This is a genomic window from Halorubrum ejinorense, from assembly GCF_039522565.1.
Classification (GTDB): Archaea; Halobacteriota; Halobacteria; order Halobacteriales; family Haloferacaceae; genus Halorubrum; species Halorubrum ejinorense.
The window spans coordinates 1-16,028 of record NZ_BAAADQ010000009.1; the positions used below are offsets into that span (position 1 = coordinate 1).

The 16,028-nt window shown below is 69.8% G+C and carries 17 protein-coding genes and 1 pseudogene; 8 read left to right on the forward strand and 10 right to left on the reverse strand.

Features of this window, described 5'->3' with window-relative positions:
- The 3 genes and pseudogenes from ABDZ89_RS08925 to uvrB all read right to left on the reverse strand — a co-directional run.
- Positions 1 to 280, reverse strand: a pseudogene (locus ABDZ89_RS08925) (hypothetical protein); the annotation flags it as partial.
- 77 nt (positions 281 to 357) lie between these two features.
- Positions 358 to 888, reverse strand: a complete 531-nt coding sequence (locus tag ABDZ89_RS08930; protein ID WP_343778374.1) for a hypothetical protein — start codon at positions 886 to 888, stop codon at positions 358 to 360.
- An 87-nt stretch (positions 889 to 975) separates the two neighbouring features.
- Entirely contained in the window at positions 976 to 3,030 is a 2,055-nt protein-coding gene (gene uvrB / locus ABDZ89_RS08935) for an excinuclease ABC subunit UvrB (RefSeq protein ID WP_343778376.1), read from the reverse strand.
- 171 nt (positions 3,031 to 3,201) lie between these two features.
- On the opposite strand from uvrB, the gene ABDZ89_RS08940 reads away from it, so the two are divergent.
- Positions 3,202 to 3,609, forward strand: coding sequence for a hypothetical protein (locus ABDZ89_RS08940; RefSeq protein ID WP_343778378.1), 408 nt, complete (start codon positions 3,202 to 3,204; stop codon positions 3,607 to 3,609).
- A 65-nt stretch (positions 3,610 to 3,674) separates the two neighbouring features.
- Positions 3,675 to 4,565, forward strand: coding sequence for an ATP phosphoribosyltransferase (hisG, locus tag ABDZ89_RS08945; protein ID WP_343778380.1), 891 nt, complete (start codon positions 3,675 to 3,677; stop codon positions 4,563 to 4,565).
- A 34-nt stretch (positions 4,566 to 4,599) separates the two neighbouring features.
- On the opposite strand, the gene ABDZ89_RS08950 is transcribed toward hisG, so the two are convergent.
- The 3 genes from ABDZ89_RS08950 to larB form a co-directional block, all read right to left on the reverse strand.
- Positions 4,600 to 4,854: a GIY-YIG nuclease family protein gene (locus ABDZ89_RS08950; protein WP_343778382.1), complete on the reverse strand. Its 255-nt coding sequence runs from the start codon at positions 4,852 to 4,854 to the stop codon at positions 4,600 to 4,602.
- A gap of 187 nt (positions 4,855 to 5,041) precedes the next feature.
- Positions 5,042 to 5,194, reverse strand: a complete 153-nt coding sequence (locus ABDZ89_RS08955) for a DUF7563 family protein (RefSeq protein ID WP_343778384.1) — start codon at positions 5,192 to 5,194, stop codon at positions 5,042 to 5,044.
- Positions 5,195 to 5,364: 170 nt separating this feature from the next.
- Complete coding sequence (gene larB / locus ABDZ89_RS08960) at positions 5,365 to 6,120, reverse strand: nickel pincer cofactor biosynthesis protein LarB (RefSeq protein WP_343778386.1); 756 nt, start codon at positions 6,118 to 6,120, stop codon at positions 5,365 to 5,367.
- A gap of 277 nt (positions 6,121 to 6,397) precedes the next feature.
- Between larB and ABDZ89_RS08965 the strand changes: the two genes are divergently transcribed.
- Positions 6,398 to 6,565, forward strand: coding sequence for a DUF1931 family protein (locus ABDZ89_RS08965; RefSeq protein ID WP_004047560.1), 168 nt, complete (start codon positions 6,398 to 6,400; stop codon positions 6,563 to 6,565).
- A 96-nt stretch (positions 6,566 to 6,661) separates the two neighbouring features.
- On the opposite strand, the gene rpiA is transcribed toward ABDZ89_RS08965, so the two are convergent.
- From rpiA to ABDZ89_RS08980, 3 genes are all read right to left on the reverse strand, one after another.
- A complete protein-coding gene (gene rpiA / locus ABDZ89_RS08970) occupies positions 6,662 to 7,393 on the reverse strand; it encodes a ribose-5-phosphate isomerase RpiA (RefSeq protein WP_343778388.1) in 732 nt (243 codons plus the stop codon).
- Positions 7,394 to 7,507: 114 nt separating this feature from the next.
- On the reverse strand, positions 7,508 to 8,632 hold the full coding sequence (locus tag ABDZ89_RS08975) for an ORC1-type DNA replication protein (RefSeq protein ID WP_343778390.1): 1,125 nt from the start codon (positions 8,630 to 8,632) through the stop codon (positions 7,508 to 7,510).
- A gap of 105 nt (positions 8,633 to 8,737) precedes the next feature.
- Positions 8,738 to 9,808: a THUMP domain-containing protein gene (locus ABDZ89_RS08980; RefSeq protein ID WP_343778392.1), complete on the reverse strand. Its 1,071-nt coding sequence runs from the start codon at positions 9,806 to 9,808 to the stop codon at positions 8,738 to 8,740.
- A gap of 84 nt (positions 9,809 to 9,892) precedes the next feature.
- Here ABDZ89_RS08980 and ABDZ89_RS08985 point away from each other — a divergent pair, with 84 nt between their 5' ends.
- Positions 9,893 to 10,453, forward strand: a complete 561-nt coding sequence (locus ABDZ89_RS08985; protein WP_343778393.1) for a TATA-box-binding protein — start codon at positions 9,893 to 9,895, stop codon at positions 10,451 to 10,453.
- Positions 10,454 to 10,570: 117 nt separating this feature from the next.
- Complete coding sequence (locus ABDZ89_RS08990) at positions 10,571 to 10,930, forward strand: DUF7473 family protein (protein ID WP_343778394.1); 360 nt, start codon at positions 10,571 to 10,573, stop codon at positions 10,928 to 10,930.
- A gap of 29 nt (positions 10,931 to 10,959) precedes the next feature.
- Here ABDZ89_RS08990 and ABDZ89_RS08995 read toward each other — a convergent pair whose 3' ends face one another.
- A complete protein-coding gene (locus ABDZ89_RS08995; protein ID WP_343778395.1) occupies positions 10,960 to 13,167 on the reverse strand; it encodes an ATP-dependent DNA helicase in 2,208 nt (735 codons plus the stop codon).
- A gap of 184 nt (positions 13,168 to 13,351) precedes the next feature.
- Here ABDZ89_RS08995 and ABDZ89_RS09000 point away from each other — a divergent pair, with 184 nt between their 5' ends.
- From ABDZ89_RS09000 to radA, 3 genes are all read left to right on the forward strand, one after another.
- Positions 13,352 to 13,822 carry a histidine kinase gene (locus tag ABDZ89_RS09000; protein WP_343778397.1) on the forward strand — a complete coding sequence of 157 codons (471 nt, stop codon included), beginning with the start codon at positions 13,352 to 13,354 and terminating at the stop codon, positions 13,820 to 13,822.
- 89 nt (positions 13,823 to 13,911) lie between these two features.
- Positions 13,912 to 14,412 carry a TrpY family transcription regulator gene (trpY, locus tag ABDZ89_RS09005; protein ID WP_343778399.1) on the forward strand — a complete coding sequence of 167 codons (501 nt, stop codon included), beginning with the start codon at positions 13,912 to 13,914 and terminating at the stop codon, positions 14,410 to 14,412.
- 237 nt (positions 14,413 to 14,649) lie between these two features.
- The gene (radA, locus tag ABDZ89_RS09010; RefSeq protein ID WP_343778401.1) at positions 14,650 to 15,681 is read left to right on the forward strand and encodes a DNA repair and recombination protein RadA; all 1,032 of its coding nucleotides are present in this window, start codon (positions 14,650 to 14,652) and stop codon (positions 15,679 to 15,681) included.
- The last annotated feature ends 347 nt before the right edge of the window (positions 15,682 to 16,028 follow it).

Genomic DNA, 16,028 nt, shown 5'->3' on the forward strand with positions numbered 1-16,028 from the left:
GGAGCGCGGCGACGGCGCCGAGCGCGGGCGCGACCAGCGCGGCGCGTGCGGAGCGGTCGGTGGCGCCCGCGCCGGCCGCGCCGCCGATGACCAGGACCGACCCGACCGCGAGGAGCGCGGGGGCCGCGTAAAGCGAGACGGGCGAAGGGGCGACGAACGCGATTCCGTCGGCCGACGACGACGAGGGGACGAAGCCGGGCGCGACCGTTCCGGCCAGCCCGAACGCGGCGACGCCGACGACGAGGAGGGCCGATCCGACGAGACGGCTGCGGAGTGACATGGACGGTCGGACGCGGCCCGGCCACAAAACGATCGCGGGACCGAGTCGGGATCGGACGGTCTCGGCGGTCCCGGCCGTCACACCGTGACGCTGGCGCGTTGACCGCCGAGGGCGACGGTCACCCGCTTCGGCGGCCCGCGCTCGTCGGAGAGCCGCAACAGCAGCGTCTTGACGACCGGGTCGTCGGTCTCGACCTCGCCGCGGACCCCGGTCTGGTCGACGGCGATCCGGAGCGAGTGGTCGCCCGTGCGGCTGATCCCGCCGAGTCGGAGCGTGACCGCCGGCGCGGTGAGCCGCTGTGCGACCACGAGGACCGCGTCGCCGCCGTCGTCGGCGAACTCGGTGCGCTCGACGAACCGCCGGCTCTCGGTCGCGTCCGCTTTGAGTGCGCCGCGAGCCGCCGCGGCGGACCGGTAGGAGGCCGCGTGGGTCAGCAGCTCTTCGGGGCGGTTGAGGACGCTCTGGGCGTCGACCAACGGATTCCCGTCGACGAACCGGCTCCGCACGCCGAGGTCGCGTGGGGTGGAGGCGGCCACGTCGTGGAGGCGATCGATACACCCGGCGGTGGCGACGGCGAACGCCCCGGCGACCACCGCGCGACGGTACACGACCTCGAGTGTGACACACTGAGGTAAAAACCCCGCCGTCGCAGTGACGCGGACTGAGAATCGGAGCGGCTCGCGGTCCGCGGCCCGCTACTCGTCCATCGCGGGCGCCGGAACGCCCTGGTCGCCCGCGTCGAGCTCGAACGCGCGGCGGAGCTCCGCGATCCGGTCGCGGATGTCGGCGGCCAGCTCGAACTCGAGGTTGTTCGCGGCCTCGTCCATGCGGTCTTCGAGCGCCTCGATCTGCGCTTTCGCCTCGTCTTCGCTCTCCACGTCGCCGACGCTCACGTTCGAGGTGTCGGTCTTCGATCCCGGGAGGTTCGTCTCGCTGACCGGCTTGTCGATGGTGGTCGCCTCGTAGCCGTGTTCCTCGTTGTATTCGAGCTGGATCTCGCGGCGGCGCTGGGTCTCGTCGATCGCTTCCCGCATCGAGTCGGTCACCTCGTCGGCGTAGAGGACGACCTCGCCGTTGACGTTGCGCGCGGCCCGCCCCATCGTCTGGACGAGCGTCGTGGTCGAGCGGAGGAATCCCTCCTGGTCGGCGTCGAGAATGGCGACGAGGCTCACCTCGGGGATGTCGAGCCCCTCGCGCAGCAGGTTAATTCCGACGAGCACGTCGATGTTGCCTAAGCGGAGGTCGCGGATGATCTCGTGGCGTTCGAGGGTGTCCGTCTCGTCGTGCATGTACGCCACGTCGACGCCGGCCTCCTCGAGGTACTCGGTCAGGTCCTCGGCCATCCGCTTCGTGAGCGTGGTGACGAGGACACGCTCGTCGCGCTCGATCCGCTCGTCGACGCGGTCGAGAAGGTCGTCGACCTGTCCCGTCGCGCCCGTCACCTCGACCTTCGGGTCGACGAGGTGCGTCGGGCGGACGATCTGTTCGACGATCCGGTCGGAGGTCTCGCGCTCGTAGTCGCTCGGCGTCGCGGAGACGTAGAGGGTGCGGTCCGTCTTCTCCTCGAACTCCTCGAAGGTGAGCGGCCGGTTGTCGTAGGCGGTCGGCAGCCGGAACCCGTTCTCGACCAGCGAGTCCTTCCGGGATTTGTCCCCCTCGTACTGGCCTTTGATCTGGGGGATCGTCTGGTGGGACTCGTCGACGACGGTGAGGAAGTCGTCGGGGAAGTAGTCGAGCAGGGTGTACGGGGCGTCGCCCGACTCGCGGTCGTCCATGTGGACCGAGTAGTTCTCGATCCCGGAACAGTAGCCCGCCTCGCGCAGCATCTCTAAGTCGAAGGTGGTGCGCTCCTCGATGCGCTGGGCGGCCACGAGGTCGCCCTGTCGCTCGAAGTAGCTGACGCGCTTCTCCATCAGGTCCTCGATCTCCGCGACCGCCTGCTCCAGTTTGTCGTCGGGGATCGAGTAGTGTTCCGCCGGGTGGAGCATGACCGCGGGCTCCTCCGAGACGACCTCGCCGTGCATCGGGTCGACCTTGATCATCCGGTCTATCTCGTCGCCCCACAGCTCCACGCGCACCGCGTAGCGCCCGTACATCGGGTAGATTTCGACGGTGTCGCCGCGGACGCGGAAGGTGCCCTGCGTGAAGTCCACGTCGTTGCGCTCGTAGTTCAGGTCGACGAGCCGGGTCAGCAGCTCCTCGCGGCCGATCTGCTCGCCGACCTCCAAGCGCAGCGCCATGTCGCGGTAGTTCTGGGGATCCCCGAGCCCGTAGATGGCCGAGACGGAGGCGACCACGATCACGTCGTCGCGGGTCAACAGCGAGCGCGTCGCGGAGTGGCGCAGCCGGTCGATCTCCTCGTTTATCGACATCTCCTTGTCGATGAACGTGTCCGTCTGCTCGACGTACGCCTCCGGCTGGTAGTAGTCGTAGTAGGAGACGAAGTACTCGACGGCGTTGTCCGGGAACAGCTCGCGGAACTCCTCGTACAGCTGGGCCGCGAGCGTCTTGTTGTGGGCCAGTACGAGCGTCGGCTGGTCTAACTCCTCGGCGACCCACGAGACGGTGTTCGTCTTCCCGGAGCCCGTCACCCCGAGCAGCGTCTGCTTTTCCGCGCCCGACTCGTACCCCTCGACTAACCCCTCGATGGCCTCGGGCTGGTCGCCCGCGGGCTCGAACGGGGCGTCGACGCGGAGGGGGCGGTCGACGGTCGGGCGGTCCTCCGAGAGGGGGGAGTCGGCGTCGCTCACGATACGCGTCGTTGGGCGGCGAGGCACTTGAGCGGCGCGGCGCGCGCGACCGACGCGGACCGGACTCGGCGAGCGAGGCGTCGACGCGGGACGGCCTCGCCGCCCGGACCGGTCGGCTAGACGGGCCGCACGGGGAGAAGGCTGATAGTCGACCCGGCGGAACGCCCGGGCGTGTTCCCCGCCCTCACGCCCGCCGTCGCGGTCGGCGCGGCCCTCCTCGCGTTCGTCTGGATCGCGTCCGTCGTCTGGGTCGCCTTCGACGCGCGTGCTCACGGGAGCGCGCACCCGGCGCTGTGGGCCGTGCTCGCGCCGCTTTCGGGAGTCGTGCTGCTCTATTATCTCCTGTGGTTTCGTCGCGGACGGGCCCGAGAACGCCCCGCCACCCGACCGGAGCGGGCCGCCGCCGTCGTCGTCGTCGCCGGCCTCGGCGGCCTGGTCGTCGGGAGCCTCGTGTCCTCGCCCGATCCGGCCGCACAGTTGGCGACGTGGCCGGTCGCGTTCGTCTGCTGTCTCCCCGTCGGGTACGGGGTGGTCCAGACGAGGTGCGACGCGCCAGAGGGCGGGTCCGCCGGCGGGTGAACCGGCCGTCCGACCCCCGGCCACCGGACGAAAACGTTTCCCCCTATCCCCGCGACGCTCCCCGTATGCGCATCGCCGTCCCCAACAAGGGCCGCCTGCACGAGCCGACGCTCTCTCTCTTGGAGCGCGCGGGACTCCACGTCGAGGAGACCGCCGACCGACAGCTGTACGCCGACACCGTCGACGAGGACGTGACGGTGCTGTTCGCGCGGGCGGCCGACATCCCCGAGTACGTCCGCGACGGCGCCGCGGACCTCGGCGTCACCGGCCTCGACCAGGCCGCCGAGTCGGGCGGGGTCGTCGACGACGCGGCCGCGGCGGGCGACGACGACCTCGTGGACCTGCTCGATTTGGGCTACGGCTCCTGTCGGCTCGTCCTCGCGGCCCCCGAGGACGGCGACGTGTCCGCCGTCGAGGACTTGGAGGGACGAACCATCGCCACCGAGTTCCCGAACGTCACCCGCGACTACCTCGACCGCGTGGGCGTCGACGCCGACGTGGTCACTGTGACCGGCGCGACGGAGCTGACCCCGCACGTCGACATGGCCGACGCCATCGTCGACATCACCTCGACGGGGACGACGCTGAAGGTGAACCGGCTGGCGGTGATCGACGGCGTGCTCGACTCCTCGGTGCGGCTGTTCGCCCGCCCCGACGTCGTCGACGACCCGAAGGTCGAGCAGGTGATGACCGCCTTCGAGTCCGTCCTCGCCGCGGACGGCCGCCGCTACCTGATGATGAACGCGCCGAAGGACCGGCTCGACGAGGTGAAAGACGTGATCCCCGGGCTCGGCGGCCCGACCGTGATGGACGTCGAGGCCGACGAGGACGGCAACGGGATGGTGGCGGTCCACGCGGTCGTCGACGAGCGCGACGTCTTCGAGACCATCTCGGAGCTGCGCTCGGTGGGCGCGACCGGTATCCTCGTCACGGAGATCGAGCGACTCGTCGAGTGACTCGGCGAGTCGGTCGTCGCCGTCGCCAACCCTCCTAGTCGTCGTCGCCGTCGATCAGTTGCTCCTTCTGCGCGCGGGACAGCGACTTGATCGCGTGTTCCCGCGACATCGCCGCCGACTTCGAGCCGAACGACTCGACGTGTCGCAGCGTCACCGGGGTTCGACCCCGAGTGTACTTCGCGCCCTCCCCGGCGTCGTGTTCCGCGACGCGTCGCTCGACGTCGGTCGTGTACCCGGTGTAGAGGGTGCCGTCGGCGCACTCGATGACGTACACGTGGTGGTCGGCCACGAGACGCCGTGCGAGCGCGAGCGTCAAGTGCGTACGGATACGCTCCGTGCCGAAAGGCCCCGCGAACTCGGCCGGTAGTCGGGTCGCTGGCGCGCTCGCTGACCGGGCCGTCACCGCACGAATTTCCCGGTTGGAGGCGGGGCAGTCGCTATCGACGTCGGTCGAATTTCGATCGGCGTGTCACCGATCAGTCTCCGGTTCGCGTCCGTTCGCGAGACACCTCGGCGATGCCCGCGTTCGCGGAGCACTTCGGGCACGCGTTCAGGGCGCCGTGTTCGTCCGCGAACACGCGAGCGAAGCGGTCGGAGACGTGCGACTCGCAGTGGTCACAGCGTGGCATGTGATGCCGACGTACGCCGGCAACTACCATACGAACTCGACGAACAAATACCCTTTCTCGACCCCGTCGGCTACCGGTATTCGGTCGTTCGGCCGGATCGCGAGATCGACGGGGACGGCGGGGCGCAGTCGGGGTCGATCGGGGTCGTCGACGGGAGTGTGTCGAGCCGGTCAGTCGGCGCGGGCCGCGTCGACCGCGCGGGCGATCAGCCCGGCCTGCGCGCCGGCGACGAACCCGGCGTCGACGTTGACGGTCGTGAGCACGGAACACGACTGAAGCGCGCCGTGGAGGGCCGCGACCCCTTCTCCGCCGACGCCGTAGCCGGTCGAGACGGGGAGAGCGATCACGGGCACGTCGACGAGTCCGGCGACGACCGTCGGGAGGGCGCCCTCCCGGCCCGCCGCGACGACGACGGCGTCGGCCCCGCGTATCCGGTCGGCCTGGTCGAGGATCCGGTCGAGGTTCGCGACGCCCACGTCGTCGATCCTATCGACCGTCGCCCCGATTTCGCCGGCGACGACCGCCGCCTCGCCCGCGACCGGCGCGTCGGCGGTGCCGGCAGCCACGACCGCGACCGACGCGTCGAGCGCCGGGGGAGCGAAGTCGGCGGCGTGCGCGACGACGGTCCGCGTCCGGTCGTCGCGGTCGACCGTCGCGTCCGCGTCGAGGTCGGCGACCGCCGACGCGGTCGCCTCGTCCGCGCGCGTCACCAAGGCCCGGCCCGTTGTCTCGACCGCCGTCGTCGCCAGCGCGGCGACCTCCGCCGGGGTCTTCCCCTCCGCGAGGATCGCCTCCGGAATCCCGCGCCGTCGCTCGCGGGCGGCGTCGAACCGCCCGGCCTCGGTCGTCGCGTAGCCCGCGAGCCGCGACTCCGCCTCCTCGACGCCGATGTCGCCCGCTTCGAGCGCCGCTAACGTCTCTCGCATGGGCGACCGTCGACCGCGGAGCCGGTCGTAGCTGTCGGTTCGGCGTCCGGGAGCGCGCCGCGCGCGACGGCGGCGAACCGCGGGCGCGACCGCCACGCGTCCGACGTGTCTCCCGATCCAGTCGCGTTCGGGGTCGCGTTCGGGTCGGCGCGAGGGCCCGAATCTCACAAGATTTATAAGCCCTTGTGTTCGCAACCCCCCGCGAACCGGCGTCACGGCGCCCCTCGCGGGCGAATTCAGGAACTCTTATTAACCACCACCGGGTAGGCCCGATCGCATGGCAGACCTCATTGTCAAAGCGGCCGTCAAGGAAGCCCTGGACGACAAGAACGTCGCTTCGGACTTCTACGACGCGCTGGACGACGAAGTGGACGAGCTGCTCGAAGACGCCGCGCGCCGCGCCGAGGCTAACGACCGGAAGACGGTCCAGCCTCGCGACCTCTAAGACGGACTCGTTTCCGTCCGTTTTATTTCGACGACTCGACCGACTAGCCGCGGCGCCGTCTCGCGGTTTTTTGCCGGAGCGTACCGCTGTACCGGATCAGACGGCGTCGACGCGAACGCCGGACTCGGTGCCGACGTGGACCTCGTCGGCGAGGCCCACGAAAAGCCCGTGTTCGACGACGCCGGGGATCGACGCCAGCGACGCCGCCAGCGACGCCGGCGCGTCGATCGCGCCGAACGCGCAGTCGACCACGAGGTTCCCGTTGTCGGTCACCACTGGACCGTCCTTGCGCTCCGCGCGTCGCAGCGTCGGTTCGCCGCCGAGCTCCCGGAGCGCCTCGGCGACGGCGGTCCGCCCGGCCGGTAACACCTCGACCGGGACCGACCGGTCCAGCCGCGGCGACTCCTTCGAGGGGTCGGCGACGACGAGGAAGCGGTCGGCCGCGGCGTCGACGAGCTTCTCGCGGGCGTGGGCCGCGCCGCCGCCTTTGATCAGGGCGCCGCCCGCCACGGCGTCCGCGGGACCTTCGCCCGTCGCCACCTGATCCGCACCGTCGACCGCGAGGTCGATCCCCGGGCCGTCGGGACCGATCGCCTCGGGGAGGTCGAGACAGGGGATCCCGTTCTCGACCGCGAGTTCGCGGCTCGCGAAGGAGGTGGGGACGCCGCGGGCGTCGAGGCCGGCGTCGATCCGGTCACCGAGCCGACGGATCGCGTGTGCCGCCGTCGATCCGGTCCCCAGACCGACCACCTCGCCGTCGGTCACGGCCTCGACCGCCGACTCGCCGGCGCGTCGCTTCGCCTCGTCGCTCCCGCCGCTCGTCTTCATGGAATCCGATGCGTGGGGAGCCGATGAAAAGGCGTCGGGGACCGATAGAGGAGGCGAGCGGAGATGGGCAAGGGGGCGGGGACGGAGCGGAACGAGACGGGCCGAAAGGCCGGCTCACTCCAGTCGGTCCACCACGGCCTCCGCGTCGTAGGCGAGGGAGAGTTCGCGGGAGCGCCCGCGGCCGTCGACGTCCGCGTACTCCGCGTCGATGACGCCGAGCTGGTCGAGCTTGTTGATGATCTCCGAGTAGCGGGTGTAGCCGAGCCCGGTCTCGTCGTTGAAGGCGTCGTACACCGCGCCGGCCCGCTCGCCGTCGTGCTCGGCGAGGACGCGGACGAGGTCGCGCTCGGAGTCGGAGAGCCCGCGCAGCGACCGCGAGAGGTGGACGTGCTTCGACTTGTCGTAGGCGGACTCGACGTCCTCCTCGGAGACCGTCTTCGAGGCGCGCATCTCGGCGTTGAGCCCGGCGCGGCGGAGGAGATCGATCCCGACGCGGAGGTCGCCGCTGTCGGCGGTGAGGTCGGCGACGCGCTCCAACTCGCCGTCGCCGATGACGCCGTCGTGGAAGCCGCGCTTGGCGCGCTCGGCGAGGATGTCGTATATCTCCGTGGCGTCGTAGACGGGAAAGTACACCTCCTCGGGCCGGAAGACGGACTGGACCCGGGTGTCGAGGTCGTCGATCACGTCGAGCCCGAGGTCCGAGGAGACGACGATCACGCCGATCTTCGCGCCGGAGTGCGCCTCGTGGGCGCGCAGCAGCGAGTAGAGCGTGTCGGACGCCTCGTTCTCGTAGAAGAGGTAGTTCACGTCGTCTAAGGCGACGACGAGAACCTCGTCCTCCTCGACGAGCCGGTCGGTTATCTGGCCGAACAGCTTCTTGAAGGAGATCCCGGAGGAGGGCGGTTCGTACTCGAAGATGCCCTCGAACAGTCGGGAGAACACCGCGTAGCGCGTCGAGTCGACCTGACAGTTGACGCGGACCGTCCGCACCTCGGTCCGGGCGCCGAGTTCGCCGAACAGCTTCTGCACCGCGGTGGTCTTGCCCGTCCCCGGCGGTCCGCGGACGACCGTGTTGAGCGGGCGGGAGCCGCGGACGGCCGGGCGGAGCGCGTACTTGAGGCTCTCCAGTTGGCTCTCGCGGTGGCGGAACGTCTCGGGGACGTGGTCGATCTCGAACACCGACTCGTCGCGGAACACGGACTCGTCCCACGAGAGCATGTCTCCGGCGTCCCCGGTCATGCGAGTACCACGAGAGGCCGCGCACTTAACCGTTGCCCGGCGCCGGGGCGAAACTGAAACTTGTCCCGTGAGCGCTCGCTCGGGGCGATTCCGCCGATCGGTCGTTCACTCTCGGTCCGGCCGAACCGCCTCGGAATCGGCGCGGCGCAACACCAGCACGTGGCGCGTCAGCGACCGGTGAACCCGGCGCTCGAACGCCGCGTCGACGATCCAACCGGCCTCGCGGGCTGGACCGCGCCAGTCGCGGTCGGCGACCAACACGGCGCGCGGCGCGACCCGGGCGGCCTCGTCGAGCGCGCCGGCGACCAAGTCCGCGAGCTCGTGGCGCGCGATCTTCGACTGCCGACCGTACGGAGCGTCGAACGCGACCCCGTCGACGGCGTCGTCGGCGAGGGGGAGCGCGGTCGCGTCGCCGCGCGCGACGTGCCAGTCGGGCGCCCCGCCGGTGCCGGCGTCGCCCAGGTACGCGCGGAAGTTCTCTCGCGCGCCGCGGACCATCTTCGCCTGCGCGTCGCAGGCGACGGCGTCGGCGCCGACGAGCCCGGCCTCGAGCGGCAGGCCGCCGGTGCCGCACATCGGATCGAGCAGGGTCCGGCCCGGAGCGGCGCCGGCGAGGTTAGCGTAAGCGCGCGCGTCCGCCGGGGCCATGCTCCCCGGCTGGAAGAACGGGCGGTCGGTCGGCTTGGGCGCGAAGTCGCGGGCGGCCTCGACCGCGACCCAGCCGAGCGCGCAGCAGTCGGCGTCGCCGCCGTCGGCGCCGGCCACCGCGTCGTGTTCGGCGCGCGGTCCGGCGGAGAAGAGCGCGCGGAGGACGTGGTCGGGGTCGTCGAGGTCGACGTCGAACCCGCGGTCGACGAGGACGCCGCCGAGTTCGCGCTCGGCGTCGCCGGTGGAGACGTCGGCCGTCGCCCGGACGTTCCGAGCGCGGACCGCGACGCTCCCGGACCGGTCGAGCGGCGCGGCCCGGAGCGCGGCGGCCGCGGCGTCGACGTCGGCGTCGGTCCGGGCGACCGCCTCGTGGGCGGCGCGGGTGTACGCGAGCCGGCGGGCGTGCGGCCGGTCGACCGCGCCGGTGCGCGCGATCCCGGGGGCCAGGAGGTCGACGCCGGTCGTCGCGGTCGCGGCCTCGCGGGCGGCGAAGGCGTCGGTCTCGCCGGCGAGTTCGAGCCAGTACACGCCGACGGCTCCGCGCGGCGAGGTGAATAGCGTGGCGGTTCCGAGCAATCACCTTTTTACGGCGTTCGGGCGAGAAATGATGTAATGACGGCCGACCCGAAGGAGACGATCACCGTAGAGAACGTCGTTGCCTCCACGGGGATCGGACAGGAGCTCGATCTCCAGAGCGTCGCGATGGACCTCGAGGGCGCCGACTACGACCCAGAGCAGTTCCCCGGCCTCGTCTACCGCACCACGGACCCGAAGTCGGCCGCGCTGATCTTCCGGTCGGGGAAGATCGTCTGTACCGGCGCGAACTCGATCGAGGCGGTCCACGAGAGCCTCGACATCGTCTTCGAGGAGCTTCGCGCGCTCCAGATCCCGATCGAGGACCCGGAGGTCACGGTCCAGAACATCGTCACCTCGGCCGACCTCAGCGAGAGCCTGAACCTGAACGCGATCGCGATCGGCCTCGGGTTGGAACACATCGAGTACGAGCCGGAGCAGTTCCCGGGGCTCGTCTACCGGCTCGACGAGCCGGAGGTCGTCGCCCTCCTGTTCGGCAGCGGGAAGGTCGTCGTCACCGGCGGCACCAGCCCGGCCGACGCCGAGGCCGCGGTCGACGTGATCGTCGAGGAGCTGAACGGGCTCGGACTGCTCGGCTGAATCTGGCTCGGACTGTTCGGCCGCAGCGAGCCCGGACCGGTCCGCCGCGGCGACCCGAGCGCCCGACCGACGGCGGCGTTCCGCGACCACTTTTACCCTTCACCTCGTAGGGTCGCTATGCTCTTACAGACGGTGACGCCGGTCTCCGTGCTCGGGACGACCGTCCTGTTGGCGCTGTTCCTCTCTCTGACCGCGCACATCGCTGCCCGGAACGTCCTCGGTGACGCCGACCCGCGCCGTGCCCTCTACGTCGGCCCGCTCCCGGCGGTGATCAGCGTCGTCGGGAACGCGTTCGACGCCCCCGGCGCGCTCATCCTCCTCGCGGCGCTCCTCGTCGACGGGACGATGTTCTGGTGGAGCTACGAGCAGCCGCGGCGGGTCGTGGCCGCGATGACGTTGATCCACGGCGTGGTCACGACGCTGCTCGTCGGGGTCCTGCTTTTGGCCTCGATCCTCCTCGCGTCGATGCCGGGATAGACCCACCGAGCGAAGCCCTCGCCCCCCTCTCACGGCGACGGGGGCGGCCCGTCGTACGCGTCGTGGTCCTGATAGAAGTTCAGCATCGCGAACTTCAGCTTCGCGGGGTCGATGTCGAGCAGTTCCGCCCGCTCCTCGGGCGGGAAGGCGGAGCGGACCGAGTACTTCCCCATGTCTGCGGTCGTGTAGCGCCGGTCGGCGAGGATCCGGACGCCGAAGTCCTCCGGACCGCGGATTACGCGACCCAGCGCCTGCCGGGTCTTGCGGATCGTCGGGATCTCGACCGCGTAGAGCCACCCCGGGTCGCGGGCGCTGTCGCGGTCGGCGAACGCGCGGTCGTACGCGTCCTGGACCGCCTCGGTGCGGTCCGAGAGGTGCGGGTACGGCACGCCCACCACGACCACCGTGCGGGCGTCGTCGCCGTCGAAGCTCACCCCCTCGGCGAGCGTTCCCCACAACGAGGTGAACAGCGCGGCGTCGTCGGCGTCGACGAACTCGCTGCGGAGTCGCTCCTCGTCGGTCCCCGGACCGTCGAGGTGGATCGGGCCGAGGTCGGGGTCGCCGCCGGTCGGCGACGCTCCCGCGCCACCGGTCCCCGCGAGCCGTTCGTGGTAGCGCTCGGCTTCCGCGTACGACGGGAAGAAGGCGAGCGTGTTGCCCGGCGTGAATCGGATCGCGTCGCGGAGCAGCGACGCCACCGCGTCCTGCGTCTCGGGGTCGTTGCGCTCGGAGGCGAAAAGCGGCGGCACGTCGGCGGCGAACGTGCGCCGGTTCGCCTCGGGGTAGCCCATCTCGTAGGCCATCGACGCGACGTCCTCCAGCCCGAGCACGTCCTCGGTCACGTCGAACGGGCGCAGCGTCGCGCTCATCAGGACCGACGCGGCCACCTCGTCGAACAGCTCGCTGGTGACGTTTCGAGGGATGCAGGTGTACAGCTCCGCGCGGCCGTAGGCCTCGCCGGTGCCGGCGTCGCGCCGGACCGAGACCACCGGGTACTGGCCGAACTCGGTGCCGTCCTCGACCCACGTCGAGACGAACCGGGCGGCGGCGAGCGTCTGCGACTCCGAGCGGCTCGTCGCCTCCCCGTCGCGGTAGCGGCGCTCGTACTCCTCGTCTATCGCCTGGCCGAGCTGGACGGCGAGCTCGGTCTCGGTGTCGATCCCGCGTCCCTCGTAGTTGCGGAGGAACGCCAGCGTGAGGTCGTCGCGGCGGTCGTCGTTGGCGATGGACACGTCCTCCCAGTTCTCCGTCACCGACTCGGCGCCGCCGAAGCCGAGCCCGTCCTCGTACGTCTCGACGAGGGCGTCGCGGAAGGCGCGGAGGACGTTCTCGGCGGGCTCGGCGCGTGAGTCGTCGCTGTCGGCCAGCTCGTCGAGCGCGGCGTCGAGGGTGTTCTCGGTGAGGGTTCGGGTGGCGTGATCCCGGGCGGCGTCCTCGATGTTGTGCGCCTCGTCGAACACGGTGATTATCTCGGAGGGGTCGCGGTCGATCCAGCGGAAGAACTGCTCGCGGATGTTCGGATCGAGCAGGTGGTGGTAGTTACAGACGACCAGGTCGACCCCCTCCATCCCCTCTTTCAGCAGCTCGTAGCCGCACAGCTCGCGCTCGTCGGCGTACGCGTACACGTCCTCGGGCGTCCGGACGTCCTCGAAGAGCCACCCGAAGAACTCCTCCGTGTCGCGGGTGAGGTTGTTGCGGTAGTGCGCGCAGACGTTGGCGGCCTCGTACTCGTCGACCTCCGCCTCCAACTCGTCCAGCTCGTCCATGATCGCCTCGCGGGCCTCGGCCGCGCCCGCGTCGCCGTCGCGGCTCTCGGCGAGCAGCTCGCGCTGGCGCGCCTCCAGTTCGCGGACCTCGTTTTCGGTCTCGACCATCTCGCGCGTGGTGTCACGGAGGGTCTGACACTCCTGGTAGTCCACGTCGATGTGACACATCGACGACTTCCCCTTGAACACGACCGCTCGGATCGGCTCCTCTCTCGTGATCGCGCGGGCGTCCTCGACGAACTGCCGCATCTGCTGGTGGACGTTCGTCGTGATGACGACGGTCCGGTCGTGCTCGCGGGCGTGCTCCAAGGCGGGCACGAGCGCGGAGAGCGTCTTCCCCGTCCCGGGCGCGCCCTCGAACAGCACGTCCTGTCCCCGGTCTAACGCGTTGGCGACCCTGTCCATCGCCTCGCGCTGGTTCGGGTACGGCTCCTCGTAGGGGAAGAACCGGAGATGCGACGACTCTGACACGGGGTGGGGTTCGGCGCCACCGGGCAAAAGGAGTCGGGTGGCGGGGCGGAAGTGGTCGAGCGACGCGGGCGGCGGCGTCGGCCGCCGCAGCTAGTTTCAATATGTATATACGTTCCGGGAGTGTGCGCCCGCTACGCACTTTGCCGGCAGTTATTACCGGTTGTTGGGTGTGGGTAGTGTACGCATGGCAACCGAAACCGCGACAGCGACGGACGTATCGACCGAAACCGGAGACTGGAAGGCGGGCGTCGTCGGCGGACTCGCGGGAGCGCTCGTCTTCGGCGCGATGATGTCGGCGCTGACGCCGGGCGTCCTCGAGATGGCGATTCCGGCGATGTACGGCGTCGGCGGTCCCGCCGGCGCCGTCGGCTGGGCGATCCACATGGGTCACGGGGCGGTCCTCGGCGTCGCCTTCGCCGGGATCGTGGACCTGCGGCCCGAACTGAGCGAGTCGATCGGAGCGAGCCTCGGCGTCGGCGCAGGGTACGGCCTGCTCGTCTGGGTCGCGCTCGCGGTGATCGCGATGCCGATCTGGCTGGGTGCCGTCGGGTTCCCGGGCGCGCCGCCGCTCCCGAACGTCGGCGTCGAGAGCCTCGTCGGCCACGTCGTCTACGGCATCGTTCTCGGCGGCGCGTACGCCGCGGTGGCGAACTGACCCCCGGTAGCGAACTGACGGCGCGGCGGCGAACCGACGCCGGCGCGGCACCCCGCTTTTTAATCCCCCCGGCGACCATCGATGAGAGCATGTTCGACGAGATCCTCGAGAAGTTCGAGGGGTCACCGAGCCAACAGGCCGTCATCCGACTGTTCTTAGAGCGCGGCTTCTCCGTCAACGAGGAGGGACGGGTCGTCTCCGGCGGGATCGAGATCCCCTACACCGGGATCGCGCGCGAACTCGACGTCGACCGGCGCGTCGTCGACTCGACGACCGACGCGATCCTCGAGGACCCCGAACTGAAACGCATCTTCACCAACATCTCGTCGGTGCCGAGCCTGATGGACCTGGCTCCCGTCTTGGACCTGACGGTGCTGACGATCGAGGTCGCGGCCGCCGACGAGGCCGGCATCGTCGCTGAGGTGACCGGTATCCTGGCCGACCACGGCGTCTCGATCCGGCAGGTGCTGAGCGAGGACCCGGAGTTCACCGACGATCCGAAGCTGTACGTGATCACCGACGCGGACCTGCGGGGCGACCTGCTCGTGGAGATCCGCGACCTCGACTACGTCCGACGCGTGGGGTTTTGACTTCCCGACCGACGAGTCCGTGCGAACGAGACCGCCGGTCGCCAGCGGCGAGAAATCGGGTGCGAAAGGCTCGGTCACGAACGCATCGATCAGTTTCACCCGTCGATCAATCGCGCCGGCCCGGCGAACGCTTACGAACGATGACGAACCACGACCGAGCGCTGTCGCCGGCCGATTTTCACTTTCACTAGGGTGTAAACCAGCCTTTATACGGGATGGCGAACAAGCGATCCGTACATGCCTGAAGACGAACTCGAGGACCTCCCCGGCGTCGGCCCGGCGACCGCGGACAAGCTCGTTGACAACGGATTCGAGAGCTACCAGTCGATCGCGGTCGCGAGCCCCGGCGAGATGTCGAACACGGCCGACATCGGCGAGTCGTCCGCCGCGGACATCATCAACGCCGCCCGCGACGCCGCCGACGTCGGCGGCTTCGAGACTGGCGCGACCGTGCTCGAACGCCGCGAGGAGATCGGGAAGCTGTCGTGGCAGATCGACGAGGTCGACGAGCTGCTCGGCGGCGGTATCGAGACGCAGTCGATCACCGAGGTGTACGGTGAGTTCGGCTCCGGGAAGTCGCAGGTTACCCACCAGATGGCCGTCAACGTCCAGCTACCGCCGGAACACGGCGGCCTCGACGGCGGCTGTATCTTCGTCGACTCCGAGGACACGTTCCGCCCCGAGCGGATCGACGACATGGTCCGCGGCCTCGACGACGAGATCCTCGCGGACGAGATGGAGCGCCGCGAGATCGAGGGCACGCCCTCTGACGAGGAGGCGATGGAGGAGCTCGTCGAGGCGTTCTTAGACCAGATCCACGTCGCGAAGGCGTTCAACTCCAACCACCAGATCCTGCTCGCCGAGAAGGCGAAGGAGCTCGCCGGCGAACACGAGGAAAGCGAGTGGCCGATCCGGATCGTCTGCGTCGACTCGCTCACCGCGCACTTCCGCGCCGAGTACGTCGGCCGGGGCGAGCTCGCCGACCGCCAACAGAAGCTCAACAAGCACCTTCACGACCTGATGCGGATCGGCGACCTGTTCAACACCGCCATCCTCGTCACCAATCAGGTCGCGTCGAACCCGGACTCGTACTTCGGCGACCCGACGCAGGCGATCGGCGGCAACATCTTGGGACACGCGTCCACGTTCCGGATGTACCTCCGGAAGTCGAAGGGGGACAAGCGGATCGTCCGCCTCGTCGACGCGCCGAACCTCGCCGACGGCGAGGCCGTGATGCGCGTCCAGAACGAAGGCCTGAAGCCGGAGTAAGCGGTTTTCTGCGGTGTCGGTCGACTTCGACGGCGGCGTCGCGCCGTCGACTAACTGAAACGGCCAGTCGATCCGGAAACGGGTTGACGAACGTCAATTTCTATCGAGGCGGCCCGAAACTCCCGAAATCGCGGGTAGCGGGCCGTTCGCAGTAATATCGCGAGACAGCAGGGTGGCAATACTCGCCAGAAGCGGCCGCGCACGGTCGTGAGAGGGGTTTTGATCGCAGATCGCGCTGAAACAGACGGATATCTTACACAACAGTCGTTGGGTTCGAGCGCAGCAATTGCCGCGAAATCCCAGAGGAAACGTCCTTATATTCCATGGTCACGTCATTATATCGAACA

Bases quoted from the DNA above. Each gene is read 5' to 3' on its own strand.
- hisG (WP_343778380.1), top strand. From the start codon at position 3,675: ATGCGCATCGCCGTCCCCAACAAGGGCCGCCTGCACGAGCCGACGCTC.
- ABDZ89_RS08955 (WP_343778384.1), bottom strand. From the start codon at position 5,194: ATGCCACGCTGTGACCACTGCGAGTCGCACGTCTCCGACCGCTTCGCT.
- larB (WP_343778386.1), bottom strand. From the start codon at position 6,120: ATGCGAGAGACGTTAGCGGCGCTCGAAGCGGGCGACATCGGCGTCGAG.
- ABDZ89_RS08965 (WP_004047560.1), top strand. From the start codon at position 6,398: ATGGCAGACCTCATTGTCAAAGCGGCCGTCAAGGAAGCCCTGGACGAC.
- rpiA (WP_343778388.1), bottom strand. From the start codon at position 7,393: ATGAAGACGAGCGGCGGGAGCGACGAGGCGAAGCGACGCGCCGGCGAG.
- ABDZ89_RS08975 (WP_343778390.1), bottom strand. From the start codon at position 8,632: ATGACCGGGGACGCCGGAGACATGCTCTCGTGGGACGAGTCCGTGTTC.
- ABDZ89_RS08985 (WP_343778393.1), top strand. From the start codon at position 9,893: ATGACGGCCGACCCGAAGGAGACGATCACCGTAGAGAACGTCGTTGCC.
- ABDZ89_RS08990 (WP_343778394.1), top strand. From the start codon at position 10,571: ATGCTCTTACAGACGGTGACGCCGGTCTCCGTGCTCGGGACGACCGTC.
- ABDZ89_RS09000 (WP_343778397.1), top strand. From the start codon at position 13,352: ATGGCAACCGAAACCGCGACAGCGACGGACGTATCGACCGAAACCGGA.
- trpY (WP_343778399.1), top strand. From the start codon at position 13,912: ATGTTCGACGAGATCCTCGAGAAGTTCGAGGGGTCACCGAGCCAACAG.
- radA (WP_343778401.1), top strand. From the start codon at position 14,650: ATGCCTGAAGACGAACTCGAGGACCTCCCCGGCGTCGGCCCGGCGACC.